Genomic DNA, 15,809 nt, shown 5'->3' with positions numbered 1-15,809 from the left:
GTTTGGTTACAAGTTTAACATTCCTTTATTATTCTCCTTGATCAGCACAAAACTTCGTTTGTTGTTCTTCCATTTAAAGTGCACAATATTTTGCTGGTCTTCAAAGAGATCGGTAAGTACTTCGTTTTGGACAGCTATTGATTTTAAACCATCAAAAGCAACGTCTTCAATTTCCAAATAGCAAATTATTACATCATTATCATATATTTTTCCTAAGTAATTGAAAGATGCCACTTGACCATCCAATTCCATGACAAATTTGGTCTTCAAATACTTTTTGATGTAATCTTCCGCAATCTTGGATTCATCCTCTGTTGCTAGCTTAGCATCTATTCCATAACGTTCATTCAAAACATCTTCCAAATCATCAATAAATATTCTAGTGGTAATCTGAAAGGAGTCATTTTTCTCCGAATAGACTACATTGGTGACACTAAGGTAGAATTTATGAAGAGTGGTAAATGACATTAACATTATAGTCATTGTCAAAAGAATTCCCAATCTTGCTGCGCTTAATAACTTCATTATTTGCTTCTAAAAATTTGGAATTGAATTGCAATTGTAAGATAAAATTGCAAACCGCATGCCAAAATAATATTAATCCAAATTGTTGTTTCGTCTATACATCCTGCTTTTGGATACCATAAAATCCCAAATCATCAATTTATCCTGTGAGTCCACAGTCTTCTGAAACTCCTCATCGACCTCACAGAAATACATGAAGTCGTCGATTTTTTCTATCGGGATTTTCAAATTGCTACTTATCAGAGAATCGGCATAGAACGCTTGAACTCTTTGCGTACGGGCATAGGTCTTATCTACCTTAACCCTATTCTTCAGCATTTTAGTTCTACCGGTTATTGCATTTATGATAGGATCCAATGGTGGAGCGAGAATCATTCCAACATTAAACTTACCGTAAGTAGCTTGCTGTAGTTTTCGTTCACTCTGGGTGGGTATTTTGGCGTGGGCATTTGGTAGACCCAATGCCTCTGCACTTACATCTTTTTCCAGTTGGAGTTGTCCCAAATCTTGATCAAGATCACCGGAAAGATTGTAAGGTCTTACAACCACTTCTTGTAATTCATTCACAAATTCCTCGAGGGGTACCGAGATGAAAGAGGTATTGTAAATCACCTCATTGACCACAATATACTTCCTTTGGAATTGAACAGCCGAAAATGCCAAGGTATCCTGAACAGAAGCTCGTATGGCAAAATTGCCCTCCATATCTGTAATTACGGCATTTTTTGCAGTGATGTTTTGTACCACCACACCGACAACATCCTTGTTTGAGCTATAAACACGTCCCCTTAATTGCTTTACACCCGTTTGTTGTCCATAAAAACATATGGTCACAAGTAAAAACAGTAAAGAGATTACATTATTCCGCATTCAACTCGGCCAAATAGGTTTTGCTATGGGTTACTAGGAAATCTATCAGTTGAAATTCATTTTCCTTGCGCAATAAGGTTTGAGACGGAACCTTATCATCACAATACAATAAAAAGGCGTCTATTTTGTCCTGCGGTAATTTCAAGTCCACCACAAAAAACTCATCATCGTAAACTTGGCGCAAAACCTCGCTCACTTTTAAAGGTTGTCTAGTTTCACCTTGCTCCCCTTTTGATTTGAAAAGCGCCTTGAAGATATTCACAAAATTAATTCCATCCTGCATACCACGAACAGCTCGGGACTCTGCAATATTCTCTACTTCAGATGAACGGTCAATTTCATATTCAAATTCCTTGAAATCCTCATTTTTCACTTCCAAGAACTTTTCTTGATTTTCAGGGGTTACCACCACACCTTCCAATTGCGTCACTTTCTCGGTAACCTCTACTACCAAACGGTTGTTGTATAAAATTTCCGGTGATATGGTCACCACTTCCAATTGGTAATTCACGGCGGTAAACACTAACTGATCTCCTTCCTTGACAGCAATAACGAATTCTCCATCTTCGTTGGTAATTGTAGCAGTTTCAGCAGTGGAATTGATAACATTTTCATTGGGCACGTTACCACCACGATAGAGTACTTTGCCGCGCAATAATTGCCTATCGTTCTGTCCAAATGTTAGCGCACCAACGAATAAAAAAAATAATAAGAGGGTAGTGTTTTTCATATGCAAGGGCGTTTAGCCGGAGTTAAAGAAAACTCTTGGCGTCGGAATAAAAAAGTAAAGGCATTCTAAACTTTTGTTAATTCTACCAAAATTAGTGCTTATTCGTGTTCCATTCACCTTTGAACTAGGGTATTTTGACGGTAAATAGTAGTGAAATCCATCTAGAGGTTTAGTTTTGTTCCTTAAGTCAAAATTCCTCAAACCTCAGATACTGTGAAAACAACACATGTTTTTCTTCTATTAGCATTTTTTTCCTTTGCTATGATGGAAGCCCAGATTAAAATCGGGGAAAATCCACAGAACCTGGACCCATCATCTGTCTTGGAATTGGAAAGTAACACAAGAGTATTGGTGATCACCAGAATGAATACCACTCAAATGGAAAATACCACGCCTTTACAGGGAGCGATGGTCTACAATACCGATACACAATGCGTTCACTTTTATGATGGTACACAGTGGATAAATCCCTGTGATAGACCTGACGAACAGACGTTTTCTGCAGATGCCATTGTAAACGATAATCCAACTATTGAAATTACCGAAAACGGGACCAATTTTAATTTTGAAGTTGGAAGGATACGCGGTGAAAATGTAGTACCAACTTCTTTAAATGGACAAGTGCATATCCAAGCTGGATCCGTCACTGGGGCACAAATACAAGACGCATCCGTGTCATTTGATAAATTGGGCATTGGCACAACCTCCGGTGAATTGCTGCAATGGAATGGTACGCAATGGATACTGGTGGACGAATCTGCACTGGCCGTAACCGAGGCAGATGCGATTATTGGAAATGAAGTTGTTGGACCAGCAGATGCTACACTTGTGCTATCTGGTACCGGCATCGATACCGACCCTTTTTTGTTGGATGTAAACAATGGGGGAATTAATACAAATGAATTAGCGGATAATGCGGTTAATTCACAAAAAATTGGCGATGGTCAAGTTGGCACATTAGACTTGGCAAATGATGCTGTCACTAATCTTAAAATGGCCGATGATGCTGTCGATACAGATGAAATCGTTGACGATGCGGTAACTGCAGCTAAAATTGACGTATCGGTTGCAGGAACAGGGTTGAATCAGGCGGCCAATGGGTCTTTAGAAATCGATAATTCCAATATTAATCCAGATTGGACCAATATAACTAGTATTCCTGCAGGATTTGCTGATAATGTAGATGACAATACAACCTACACTGCTGGTACCGGAATCACATTAACTGGAACCACTTTCTCAGTAGAAAATACGGGTATAGCTCCAGATTGGACCAACATAACCAATATTCCAGCTGGTTTTGCAGACAATACCGATGACAATACAACGTATAGTGCTGGCACCGGTATCACATTGACCGGAACCACGTTCTCCGTTGACAATACTGGACTTGCGCCGGATTGGACCAGCATAACAAGTATACCTGTTGGATTTGCGGACAATACTGATGATAATACAACGTACACCGCTGGCACTGGGATTACTTTAACTGGAACCATGTTCTCCGTTGACAATACTGCAGTTGCCCCCGACTGGACCAACATCACAGGTATACCTGCTGGGTTTGCGGACAATACTGATGATAATACTACGTACACCGCTGGAACTGGGATTACTTTAACGGGAACCACGTTCTCCGTTGACAATACTGGAGTTGCCCCCGACTGGACTAACATAACCAGTATACCTGCTGGATTTGCGGACAATACTGATGATAATACAACCTACGCCGCTGGAACCGGTCTTACACTAACAGGAACAACCTTTTCCGTAAATAACTTAGGTGGTGATATTTTAGGAGCACCGAATGCAACAGTAATCAACAACGACGCTGTTACGCTGGCAACTATTGCAGACGGTACCGCTAATGGGCAAGTAATGCAATGGAACGGAACAGATTGGGTACTTGTTGATGATTCCGCTTTGGATGTTGTTGACGAAATAGCATTATCGGGGCAAGTTGCCGCCGCAACAGGAGTAGCTGGTGCCTACACCATTAATAATGCGGCTATAACGCCCACTTCGGTAATTCAACTTACGGTTCAAGAAAACAATCCTGGCAATCCAATTATGATTCAGTTGGTCAATCAATTAGCAGGGCAATTTACAGTACAGGTATATGAATTTATATTGGGAACTCCAACACCAACCAATGCAAATTGGCATTACATTGTTTTAGCTCCTTAACATGAAGAGTTATTTACACCTTTTTTTAATGCTATTTGGGGCAACAATCAATGCCCAAAACGCCCTTTATAATAGCGGTAACATCCAAGTACATTCCAACGGACAAATTGGATTCCACACCAATTTTATCAATGATACCTCGTTTGATCAATCTGAAGGTTTAGCTGGATTCTACGGTAATTCCCAAATAGCGATATCTGGCAGTATCCCACCAGAATTTTGGGATGTTGAATTAATGAATACCGCAGGTCTATTTTTACAAAACCAGGTTAATGTCCAAAACAATACCAATTTCATTGATGGTGATGTAGTTTCACCACTGAACGATTCGAATGTTTATCTCAACTTTATGGACAGCGGATTCTTCAATGGAGAGCAAAATGCTGCTAAAGTGACCGGTTTCGCAGCAATAAATAATCGTGATTTCTTTTCGTTTCCTGTAGGCGACGCGGCACAGTTAAGACCACTGATCATGAATTCACAGGGTAGTACAGCATTAGCAGTTTGTGCCTATTTATTTGAAAACCCATATAATCCGTTGTCACTAGGAACAAGTTTTAATACTACTACCAAAATCCCAGAAATTGGTACCGTGAATGACAAAGAATTTTGGATTTTTGAGAGTGAGATTCCTGCCTCGGTAACCATTAGTTGGAACCAAAGAAGCGATTTAGCTTCAATACCCAATGCAACCTTTGAATCCATAATAGTAGTGGGTTGGAGTAAGACCACAAACCGATGGGAAATTATCGGTAATGAAGCCCAAGGCGGAGATATAAACGATGGTTTTATCACCTCTACAATCTTTAATCCCATGGAATTTTCAGCAATTACCTTTGGTACGGTCCCACTACCTACAGATACTTTTGCGGTAAATAACCCAACATTAGGTAATTACTTTTTGAGTCCGAATGGTGATGGAACCAATGATTTTCTTGTCATAGATAATATGAATGAGTCGCCGAACAATAGCCTTAGGATTTTCAATCGATTTGGTCAAAAAGTATATGAGAAAATCAACTATGTTGATGAATTCAATGGCCTTTCCAATACTGGAAAATTCTATCTAAGTCAGGATATTGGGCTTCCTGAAGGTATCTATTACTATTTCGTAACCCTTGACGATTTGGAATTGGAATACACTGGCTTCCTGTTTCTTGATCGATAGCTGTAGGAATTTTACCTCAATTTAGCTGTTTTAAGTCACTAATTCGCAAGGATTTGCAGTCCATTTTGCGGTTTACAACAATCTCCTCTAGCTACACAACAATTACTGGTTCTTATCTCCATGCAAGCTTATTTTTAGCGCGCTATCAAATATGTTGGAATGGATTTAAGAAGAATATTACCCTTTTTTGCCCTATTTTTTTCCGTTTATTCATTTTCCCAGGTAAAAGTTGGGAATAACCCCAATGTCATAGACCCAGCTTCCATTATGGAGTTGGAAAGCAGTGATAAAGTTTTGGTCTTAACACGACTTTCCTCAGCTCAGATGCAAAGCATCAGTCCATTGAATGGAGCGGTAATTTATAACATTGACACCTCCTGTGTTCATTACTATAACGGATCACAATGGATTAATCTATGTAATTCCTCAAACACAACAGGTTTTTCTTATGTGGATAACGGAGATGGTACAATTACCTTATCAGATGGCTCAGGAAATGACCTGACGTTTAACGGTGCACCCGAAACCATTACCACCTTGGTAGATAATTTGGATGGCACCTATACTTTCACGAACGAAGCTGGAGCACAAACTTTAATCAATACCTCAAGCACTGATAACCAAAATTTGATTACTGATGGGAACCCAGGAAACATAGGTATAGACAACGGCAACACGATTAACCTCAATGTAAATGATGCCGATGCAGATAACCAAAACGAAATTCAAGACTTACAGTTCAATTCTGGAATTATCACATTGACCAATGACCCTGGTAGCACAACAATTGATTTAAGTAATTATGATTCAGATGTGACCGATGACTTTTCAGGGGATTTCAATGACCTGACCAATGTACCTGCAAATCTGGATACGGATTCTACCGACGATTTCGATGGGGAGTGGACCTCGCTCAACAATGTACCGGCAGGTTTTGCCGATAACGTGGACGATGATACCCAACTTACCGATGCTCAGGTGGCAACGGCAGTGAACAACGAGTTCCCGAACCTTGACACCGATGTGACGGACGACTTTGATGGGGAGTGGGCCTCGCTCAACAACGTGCCTGCTGGATTCGCCGATAACGTGGATGATGACACACAATTGACCGATGCTCAGGTGGCCACAGCGGTGAACAACGAGTTCCCGAACCTTGACACCGATGTTACCGATGACTTTTCAGGGGATTTCAATGATTTGACCAACGTACCGGCCAATCTGGATACGGATTCCACCGATGACTTCTCTGGGGACTTCAATGATTTGACCAATGTGCCTGCCAATCTGGACACGGATTCAACTGATGACTTTGATGGTGAGTGGGCCTCGCTCAACAACGTGCCCGCTGGATTCGCCGATAACGTGGATGATGACACACAATTGACCGATGCTCAGGTGGCCACAGCGGTGAACAACGAGTTCCCGAACCTTGATACCGATGTCACCGATGACTTTTCTGGGGACTTCAATGACCTCACCAATGTGCCTGCCAATCTGGATACGGATTCCACTGATGATTTCGATGGGGAGTGGGCCTCGCTCAACAACGTACCGGCAGGTTTTGCCGATAATGTGGATGATGACACCCAGCTTACCGATGCTCAGGTGGCAACGGCCGTGAACAACGAGTTCCCGAACCTAGACACTGATGTTACAGATGACTTTTCAGGGGATTTCAACGATTTGACCAATGTGCCTGCAAATCTGGATACCGATTCCACAGACGATTTTGATGGTGAGTGGGCCTCGCTCAACAATGTACCCGCTGATTTTGCCGATAACGTGGACGATGACACACAACTGACCGATGCTCAGGTGGCAACAGCCGTGAACAACGAGTTCCCGAACCTGGATACCGATGTTACCGATGACTTTTCAGGGAATTTCAATGATTTGACCAACGTACCGGCCAATCTGGATACGGATTCCACCGATGACTTCTCTGGGGATTTCAATGACCTGACCAATGTACCGGTCAATCTGGATACGGATTCCACCGACGATTTCGATGGGGAGTGGGCCTCGCTCAATAATGTACCGGCGGGTTTTGCCGATAATGTGGATGATGACACCCAGCTTACCGATGCTCAGGTGGCAACGGCAGTGAACAACGAGTTCCCGAACCTTGATACCGATGTGACAGACGACTTTTCAGGCGACTTCAATGATTTGACCAACGTACCGGCCAATCTGGACACGGATTCAACCGATGACTTCAATGGGGAGTGGGCCTCGCTCAACAACGTACCGGCTGGTTTTGCCGATAATGTGGACGACGACACCCAGCTTACCGATGCTCAGGTGGCAACTGCCGTGAACAACGAGTTCCCTAACCTTGACACTGATGTTACAGATGACTTTTCAGGGGATTTCAATGACCTGACCAATGTACCTGCAAATCTGGATACCGATTCCACCGATGATTTCGATGGGGAGTGGGCCTCGCTCAACAACGTGCCTGCTGGATTCGCCGATAATGTGGACGATGATACCCAATTGACCGATGCTCAGGTGGCAACAGCCGTGAACAACGAGTTCCCGAACCTGGATACCGATGTTACCGATGACTTTTCAGGGGATTTCAATGATTTGACCAACGTACCGGCCAATCTGGACACGGATTCCACCGATGACTTTTCAGGGGATTTCAATGACCTCGCCAATGTCCCGGCGAACTTGGATACGGATTCCACCGACGATTTTGATGGGGAGTGGGCCTCGCTCAACAATGTACCGGCTGGTTTTGCCGATAACGTGGATGATGACACTCAGCTTACCGATGCACAGGTGGCAACCGCAGTGAACAATGAGTTCCCAAATCTGGATACGGATTCCACCGATGACTTTGATGGGGAGTGGGCCTCGCTCAATAATGTACCGGCGGGTTTTGCCGATAATGTGGACGATGACACCCAGCTTACCGATGCGCAGGTGGCAACTGCCGTGAACAATGAGTTCCCGAACCTTGACACAGATTCCACCGATGACTTTTCAGGGGACTTCAATGACCTGACCAATGTACCTGCAAATCTGGATACGGATTCCACAGACGATTTTGATGGGGAGTGGGCCTCGCTCAATAATGTACCGGCAGGATTCGCTGATAATGTGGACGATGACACCCAGCTTACCGATGCCCAGGTGGCAACGGCAGTGAACAACGAGTTCCCGAACCTTGACACCGATGTGACGGACGATTTTTCAGGGGATTTCAATGACCTGACCAATGTGCCGGCCAATCTGGATACGGATTCTACCGACGATTTCGATGGGGAGTGGGCCTCGCTCAACAATGTACCCGCTGGTTTTGCCGATAACGTGGACGATGACACCCAACTGACCGATGCTCAGGTGGCAACGGCAGTGAACAACGAGTTCCCGAACCTGGACACCGATGTGACGGACGACTTTTCCGGGGACTTCAATGACCTGACCAATGTACCTGCCAATCTGGACACGGATTCCACCGATGATTTTGATGGGGAGTGGGCCTCGCTCAATAATGTACCCGCTGGTTTTGCCGATAATGTGGACGATGACTCACAGCTTACCGATGCCCAAGTGGCAACGGCAGTGAACAATGAGTTCCCGAACCTTGATACCGATGTGACTGACGACTTTTCCGGGGATTTCAATGACCTGACCAATGTACCTGCAAATCTGGATACGGATTCCACTGATGATTTCGATGGGGAGTGGGCTTCCCTCAACAACGTACCTGCAGGATTCGCTGATAACGTGGACGATGACACACAATTGACCGATGCTCAGGTGGCAACTGCCGTGAACAACGAGTTCCCGAACCTTGACACCGATGTGACCGACGACTTTTCAGGGGATTTCAATGACCTGACCAATGTACCTGCAAATCTGGATACGGATTCCACCGACGATTTTGATGGGGAGTGGGCCTCGCTCAACAATGTACCGGCAGGTTTTGCCGATAACGTGGACGACGACACCCAGCTTACCGATGCGCAGGTGGCAACTGCCGTGAACAATGAGTTCCCAAATCTGGATACGGATTCCACCGATGACTTTGATGGGGAGTGGGGCTCTCTCAACAACGTACCGGCAGGTTTTGCTGATAATGTGGATGATGACACCCAGCTTACCGATGCTCAGGTGGCAACGGCAGTGAACAACGAGTTCCCGAACCTGGACACCGATGTGACGGACGACTTTTCAGGCGATTTCAATGATTTGACCAACGTACCGGCCAATCTGGACACAGATTCCACCGACGATTTTGATGGGGAGTGGGCCTCGCTCAATAATGTACCGGCAGGTTTTGCCGATAATGTGGACGATGACACCCAGCTTACCGATGCGCAGGTGGCAACGGCAGTGAACAACGAGTTCCCGAACCTTGACACCGATGTGACCGACGACTTTTCAGGGGATTTCAATGACCTGACCAATGTGCCTGCCAATCTGGACACGGATTCCACCGATGATTTCTCTGGGGACTTCAATGACTTGACCAATGTACCTGCAAATCTGGATACAGATTCCACAGACGATTTTGATGGTGAGTGGGCCTCGCTCAACAACGTGCCTGCTGGATTCGCCGATAATGTGGACGATGATACCCAATTGACCGATGCTCAGGTGGCAACTGCCGTGAACAATGAGTTCCCGACCCTGGATACCGATGTGACGGACGATTTTTCCGGGGATTTCAATGATTTGACCAACGTACCTGCCAATCTGGACACGGATTCCACCGACGATTTCGATGGGGAGTGGGCCTCGCTCAACAACGTGCCTACTGGTTTTGCCGATAATGTGGATGATGACACTCAGCTTACCGATGCTCAGGTGGCAACTGCCGTGAACAACGAGTTCCCGAACCTTGACACCGATGTGACGGACGATTTTACCGGGGACTTCAATGACCTCACCAATGTACCTGCAAATCTGGATACGGATTCCACTGATGATTTCGATGGGGAGTGGGCTTCCCTCAACAACGTACCCGCAGGATTCGCTGATAATGTGGACGATGACACACAATTGACCGATGCACAGGTGGCAACTGCAGTGAACAACGAGTTCCCGAATCTGGATACGGATTCAACCGATGACTTCGATGGGGAGTGGGCTTCCCTCAACAACGTACCCCCTGGTTTTGCCGATAACGTGGATGATGACACACAATTGACCGATTCTCAGGTGGCAACGGCAGTGAACAATGAGTTCCCGAACCTAGACACTGATGTTACCGATGACTTTTCAGGGGATTTCAATGATCTCACCAATGTGCCGACCAATCTGGACACGGATTCCACCGATGATTTCGATGGTGAATGGGCCTCGCTCAACAATGTACCCGCTGGATTCGCCGATAATGTGGACGACGATACCCAGCTTACCGATGCTCAGGTGGTAACTGCCGTGAACAACGAGTTCCCGAACCTTGACACCGATGTGACCGACGACTTTTCAGGGGATTTCAATGACCTGACCAATGTGCCTGCCAATCTGGATACGGATTCCACTGATGATTTCGATGGGGATTGGAGTTCTTTGACTAACATTCCCGCTGATATCGCAGATGGTGATGATGATACTGTAACAAACTTATCCCAAAATACAAGTACTGGGGTGATTACTTATACCAATGAGGCCACGGCTAATCAAACTGCAAATGTTGTAGGTGCCGAAGCTGACAATAGTATTACCGTTGGAGCCAATGGTGGTGCATATTATGAAAGTCCAATAAAGGCTTTTGGCAAGATAGCTGCTAACGGAAGTGTAACCCGGGCAACTGCAGGTATCACAGTTACTAAATTAGGCGGAAACGGTTATTATCGTGTCAACTTGCCAGCTGGTTTGGTAAGTGACGGAAATTACATTATCCAACTGGCTCAACCAAGTAGAGATGGTTCCGGAAATGATGACCCAGGAATATCGTACCGGGCACAAACCAGTTCAAGTTTTGAAGTAATCGTAGGAGATAATGACAATGGAGGAACAGACCGTAACCGATTCAATTCGGAATTTATGTTCACCATTTTGGATTTATAATTGAAGAAAATGCAGCGATTAACCATTATCTTAATACTCATGGCCAGTTTGGGACTTAGCGCACAGGCCCCAACAGCGGGTGATTTGGTAGCCATTCATAATGTTAGCTCAACTGAGATGAATGCTATTTCCAATCCAGAACAAGGGTCCATGGTTTTTAATACGACCACCCGAAGTATTCATTTCTATAGCAATTCCGCTTGGGTTGAAATTCCTAATATGGCCAATTCCTATGTCGGTGCATTTCAAATTACCAGTTTAGGAAATCAAACGATAACCGGAATTCCTTTTGAGCCGTCCAGCATTACTTTTTCGGCATATGCAAACGTAGAGTCCTTCAACCTAAATTCCGACAACGGCGTGGGAAACAACAATAGGACATTGGCAAATGCCTTTGGTAATATGAACGGTTTCGCCAGAAACGATAGTGGAACAGTTACGGAACAAGTCATCTATGTAGGAGGTAGTGGAAATTCCATTAACGATATATCAAGATATGCTTCCAACTCACATTGTATTGGACTCCGGTATAGCGATCAGAATGGAAATAACCTTGGTCTTACATCAGCAACAGTAACCAGTTTCAACACCAATGGTTTCACTTTGAATACGGACAGTTTTGCAGACGGTGTAGTGGTAATTTTTCAAGCATTCAGGTAAAAATGGCGAAAACGAAACAACATAGAATAATTCTCCTATTACTAGTATCGGTGTTGACTAATATGGTAGCTAGCGGCCAGGATGCTTTCCACAACTATGGGAATCTACAGTTTCACGCAACAGCTAGCGTAGGTTTTCACTTGGATATGATCAATGATGGAATGTTCGATAGCAATTCTGGGTTGACTGGTTTTTACAGCAATCAATTACTAACGGTTTCCGGTTCATCAAGTCCTGTTTTCCAGGACCTAGAAATTTTCACTGATAATGGATTGCAATTGGAAACCTGGATAGGTGTTACCGGGAATGCAAATTTTATCGCCGGAGACGTATTGACGCTAAAAGGTACTTCAGCCAGTTATCTTAATTTTATTGACCAATCTTTTTTTAACGGTAGCGGAGACGCTAGCCATATTAATGGTTATGCCGGTGCCACAAACAAAGAAACCATTACCTTTCCGGTTGGGGATGGTGAACGATTGCGATTTCTTACCCTTATTTCCGAAACCTCCAATGCACTGGCTAGGTGTGCTTATTTCCGTGAAGACCCCGATGCATTGAATAGTACAGGATTACAATTTCCTACCACAGAAAAAGATTCAGAGGACTTACAAATTAGTGATTTGGAGTTTTGGCGACTGGAAGGCGAACAGCCATCCATTGTAACGCTATCTTGGGATACCAATAGTGCAGTTGGTCTCCTAGCAGAAACTGTGGAGAGTTTGCTGGTAGTAGGATGGAGCAAGTCAGAGAATAGATGGGAACGTCTGGGGAATACCGCCATTTCAGGAAATCAGCAAAATGGAAGTATCACATCAGAAACTTTTATTCCAAGTGATTATGAAGTAATCACCTTAGGGGGAACTGATGATTTATTGGAACCATTTACCGTCCTGGACCTGGACAACTATTTTATGACGCCGAACAATGATGGCATAAATGATTTTCTTTTAATTGATGGAATCGAAAATGTACCCAACAATGTTTTGAATATTTACAATCGTTATGGGGTTTTGGTCTATTCCAAAGTAAATTATGCCAACGAGTTTGATGGTAAATCAAATCGAAATGGGGCTATCAGTCGAGGTTCTGGCCTATCTGCGGGAGTTTACTTTTACATTCTTACTGTTAGCGACACTCGGGAAAAATTTCAAGGTTATCTGTATATCTCTCAATAGTACTTGAAGAATAATCTATTTTGGCACACTTTTAGACTTAAAAATACTTCTTAACTTGGTCATCAAATAGCAATCATGAAGAGAAGGTCTTTTATCAAAAAAGCTTCGGCCACTAGTTTAGCCTGCGCATTCCCAACTATTATCCCTTATAGAAATTCGATAGAATTTAGTACCGATGAACTAATCGGCAAAGCTGATATTGACCTTTATGGAGAGGGAATAAATCTTAGGAAGGAAGCTCACGATGCTTATGTTGAAATGAAAAAAGCCGCCTATTCAGATGGTTTCAATATAAAGATGGTATCAAGTTTTCGTGATTTTTACAGACAACAGGGAATTTGGGAACGTAAATATTTGAGATTTACGGAAGACGACGGCATGTCACCATTGGATGCTATTGATAAAATTATTGAGTATTCCACAATTCCTGGTACTAGCAGACACCATTGGGCTACGGACATCGATATTATAGATGGCAACGTTATTGTAACAGGGGATGTATTGGTTCCAGAGAAATTTGAAGCTGGCGGACCTTTTGAAGGATTTAAGAAATGGCTGGATGAAAATTCCGAAAAATTCGGCTTCTATCTAGTGTATACCGATCAACCCAAAAGACGTGGTTTCAAGTATGAACCTTGGCATTATAGCTATGCGCCCATTTCAATTCCCATGTTAACTGCATATCGCAAAATCAATGTGGTAAAAATGCTTCAGAATGAGGACTTTTATGGCTGTGAACACTTTACCACAGGATTTTTAAAGTCCTATATCCAGGATAATATTTTGGATATCAACCCAGTACTCCTGTAAGGTATTTTTTGTACCTTGAAAAGACTATAACACTAACACCATGAGAAGAGGAAGTTGGAAGATCCGAATATTCATCGGATTGGCCATTGTTGCATTTGCTTTTATTCAACGTTGCAATAACAAAGAGGAAAACCCTTATACAGGGCGGGTCCAAAACATCAATATGACCCCTGACCAAGAAATTGCCATTGGTTTGCAAAGTGCTCCAGAGATGGCCCAACAACATGGCGGACTATATCCTGATGAACGTATGCAGGCCTTTGTGGATGCCGTTGGCAAAAGACTTGTACAATCCAGTATAGCGCGGGAAACCCCGTACCAATATGAATTTCATTTATTGGCAGATGACCGAACCATCAACGCCTTTGCTTTGCCAGGTGGACAATGCTTTATTACCTATGCCCTCTTTTCCCAATTGAATGAAGCACAGTTAGCAGGTGTTTTAGGACATGAAATTGCCCATGTAATTGGAAGGCATTCCGCAGAACGAATTGCGGAAAGTAGTTTTTGGCAAACACTCACCATGGGTGCTTCCGTAGGTGCGGATATAGGGAACGTGGTTGGAAGTATTGGTCAGAATACCCTTTTAAAGAATGGAAGGGGAGATGAACTGGAAAGTGATGAATTAGGGGTTTTGTTTATGATTCAATCGGGTTATGACCCAAACGAAATGATCCGTGTGATGGAAATCTTGAAGGCCGCCGCAGGTCCTAATCGTGTACCGGAGTTTCAAAGTACCCATCCAGACCCTGAAAACCGTATCGAAAAGATCAAAGAAGCCATTGAAAAATATTCAGGTCGATAGATTTGTGACCTTTATCGAATAAAAATGGGGTATTCAATGATTTGAATACCTTTGTAGTACCCAAATCAAACATGCTTTTATTTAACCCGATTGTGCTATCTAACGAGAGGACATATGGGAACACTATTACATTTTAAGCAGCTCTATCTAGAGGCATTCGAGAATTGCAGACCTAATTACGTGGTATTATTTCTTAAGGGATATGCCATATTTTGTGCGGTTCTATTGGCCATGGCTTTATATGCATTTTTATTTAGGGTGATTACTGGATTCGATTTTTAGAATTTACTCTTTTACAGAACACTATACGTAAATGGAAAAAAGAAGCCCATCCAATTGGATGGGCTTTTTGCTGGATGAATAAACTCCTTTCCTATTTTTTCATAGCCGATTTTAATAGCTCCAATGCTTCACCCGCGTTGGATATTTCCGCGTAACGCTTGGCAGTATATCCTTTGTCGCATTTTTTCCTAAGATTAGCGCCATTGGCAATAAGCACCTCTAAAATTTCTGTTCTATTGTAACGTGCAGCAAAATGAATGGGCGCCATACCCAAGGATTTTTGATTAACATCCTCACCTAGGCTAATCATTTTCTTTACCATATCTGTATCCCCTTGCACAATTGCCTTGCAAAAGGAATTGATTTCAGCGGTAATAACTGGAGATGGCTTTAGGTTTACAATTGTTTCTGGATTTTCATTGGCGTTTACACCCGCAACCAAGACCATACAGGCCGCAGCTGCGCTTAGGATTGTTTTTCTCATGATGACTAATTTTTGATTAATGAAATAATTGATATAAAAATAGACTGCTGGAAAAGTCAAATGTTACAGGATTAACA

Annotated in this window: 12 protein-coding genes; 8 read left to right on the top strand and 4 right to left on the bottom strand. The window is 43.3% G+C overall.

Annotated features, from left to right (window positions below; translation table 11 throughout):
- Positions 1-6 precede the first annotated feature (6 nt).
- The 3 genes from M3P19_RS14260 to M3P19_RS14250 all read right to left on the bottom strand — a co-directional run bounded on the left by M3P19_RS14260 (position 7) and on the right by M3P19_RS14250 (position 2,125).
- Positions 7-525 (bottom strand): DUF6702 family protein, encoded by a 519-nt coding sequence (locus tag M3P19_RS14260; RefSeq protein WP_249658366.1) that lies wholly within the window; start codon positions 523-525, stop codon positions 7-9.
- 72 nt (positions 526-597) lie between these two features.
- Positions 598-1,395 carry a carboxypeptidase-like regulatory domain-containing protein gene (locus M3P19_RS14255; RefSeq protein ID WP_249658365.1) on the bottom strand — a complete coding sequence of 266 codons (798 nt, stop codon included), beginning with the start codon at positions 1,393-1,395 and terminating at the stop codon, positions 598-600.
- A complete protein-coding gene (locus tag M3P19_RS14250; protein ID WP_249658364.1) occupies positions 1,385-2,125 on the bottom strand; it encodes a carboxypeptidase-like regulatory domain-containing protein in 741 nt (246 codons plus the stop codon). Before M3P19_RS14250 ends, M3P19_RS14255 begins: the two co-directional genes overlap by 11 nt.
- Before the next feature lie 213 nt (positions 2,126-2,338).
- Between M3P19_RS14250 and M3P19_RS14245 the strand changes: the two genes are divergently transcribed.
- From M3P19_RS14245 to M3P19_RS14210, 8 genes are all read left to right on the top strand, one after another.
- Entirely contained in the window at positions 2,339-4,312 is a 1,974-nt protein-coding gene (locus M3P19_RS14245) for an autotransporter outer membrane beta-barrel domain-containing protein (protein WP_249658363.1), read from the top strand.
- A 1-nt stretch (position 4,313) separates the two neighbouring features.
- Positions 4,314-5,480: a gliding motility-associated C-terminal domain-containing protein gene (locus tag M3P19_RS14240; protein WP_249658362.1), complete on the top strand. Its 1,167-nt coding sequence runs from the start codon at positions 4,314-4,316 to the stop codon at positions 5,478-5,480.
- Positions 5,481-5,639: 159 nt separating this feature from the next.
- A complete protein-coding gene (locus M3P19_RS14235; RefSeq protein WP_249658361.1) occupies positions 5,640-11,513 on the top strand; it encodes a midas domain-containing protein in 5,874 nt (1,957 codons plus the stop codon).
- A gap of 9 nt (positions 11,514-11,522) precedes the next feature.
- The gene (locus tag M3P19_RS14230) at positions 11,523-12,173 is read left to right on the top strand and encodes a hypothetical protein (protein WP_249658360.1); all 651 of its coding nucleotides are present in this window, start codon (positions 11,523-11,525) and stop codon (positions 12,171-12,173) included.
- Positions 12,174-12,175: 2 nt separating this feature from the next.
- Positions 12,176-13,351 carry a gliding motility-associated C-terminal domain-containing protein gene (locus M3P19_RS14225; RefSeq protein ID WP_249658359.1) on the top strand — a complete coding sequence of 392 codons (1,176 nt, stop codon included), beginning with the start codon at positions 12,176-12,178 and terminating at the stop codon, positions 13,349-13,351.
- Between the two features lie 75 nt (positions 13,352-13,426).
- Complete coding sequence (locus M3P19_RS14220; protein WP_249658358.1) at positions 13,427-14,161, top strand: M15 family metallopeptidase; 735 nt, start codon at positions 13,427-13,429, stop codon at positions 14,159-14,161.
- A 40-nt stretch (positions 14,162-14,201) separates the two neighbouring features.
- Positions 14,202-14,966: a M48 family metalloprotease gene (locus M3P19_RS14215; RefSeq protein WP_249658357.1), complete on the top strand. Its 765-nt coding sequence runs from the start codon at positions 14,202-14,204 to the stop codon at positions 14,964-14,966.
- A gap of 114 nt (positions 14,967-15,080) precedes the next feature.
- Positions 15,081-15,248 (top strand): DUF6747 family protein, encoded by a 168-nt coding sequence (locus M3P19_RS14210; protein ID WP_249658356.1) that lies wholly within the window; start codon positions 15,081-15,083, stop codon positions 15,246-15,248.
- A 91-nt stretch (positions 15,249-15,339) separates the two neighbouring features.
- On the opposite strand, the gene M3P19_RS14205 is transcribed toward M3P19_RS14210, so the two are convergent.
- On the bottom strand, positions 15,340-15,732 hold the full coding sequence (locus tag M3P19_RS14205) for an ankyrin repeat domain-containing protein (RefSeq protein WP_249658355.1): 393 nt from the start codon (positions 15,730-15,732) through the stop codon (positions 15,340-15,342).
- Between the last annotated feature and the right edge of the window lie 77 nt (positions 15,733-15,809).

This window comes from Flagellimonas spongiicola, from assembly GCF_023502425.1.
GTDB classification, from domain to species: Bacteria; Bacteroidota; Bacteroidia; order Flavobacteriales; family Flavobacteriaceae; genus Flagellimonas; species Flagellimonas spongiicola.
This window is presented reverse-complemented; position numbering and strand designations above follow the sequence as displayed.

Bases quoted from the DNA above. Each gene is read 5' to 3' on its own strand.
- M3P19_RS14260 (WP_249658366.1), bottom strand. From the start codon at position 525: ATGAAGTTATTAAGCGCAGCAAGATTGGGAATTCTTTTGACAATGACT.
- M3P19_RS14255 (WP_249658365.1), bottom strand. From the start codon at position 1,395: ATGCGGAATAATGTAATCTCTTTACTGTTTTTACTTGTGACCATATGT.
- M3P19_RS14250 (WP_249658364.1), bottom strand. From the start codon at position 2,125: ATGAAAAACACTACCCTCTTATTATTTTTTTTATTCGTTGGTGCGCTA.
- M3P19_RS14240 (WP_249658362.1), top strand. From the start codon at position 4,314: ATGAAGAGTTATTTACACCTTTTTTTAATGCTATTTGGGGCAACAATC.
- M3P19_RS14235 (WP_249658361.1), top strand. From the start codon at position 5,640: ATGGATTTAAGAAGAATATTACCCTTTTTTGCCCTATTTTTTTCCGTT.
- M3P19_RS14230 (WP_249658360.1), top strand. From the start codon at position 11,523: ATGCAGCGATTAACCATTATCTTAATACTCATGGCCAGTTTGGGACTT.
- M3P19_RS14225 (WP_249658359.1), top strand. From the start codon at position 12,176: ATGGCGAAAACGAAACAACATAGAATAATTCTCCTATTACTAGTATCG.
- M3P19_RS14220 (WP_249658358.1), top strand. From the start codon at position 13,427: ATGAAGAGAAGGTCTTTTATCAAAAAAGCTTCGGCCACTAGTTTAGCC.
- M3P19_RS14215 (WP_249658357.1), top strand. From the start codon at position 14,202: ATGAGAAGAGGAAGTTGGAAGATCCGAATATTCATCGGATTGGCCATT.
- M3P19_RS14210 (WP_249658356.1), top strand. From the start codon at position 15,081: ATGGGAACACTATTACATTTTAAGCAGCTCTATCTAGAGGCATTCGAG.
- M3P19_RS14205 (WP_249658355.1), bottom strand. From the start codon at position 15,732: ATGAGAAAAACAATCCTAAGCGCAGCTGCGGCCTGTATGGTCTTGGTT.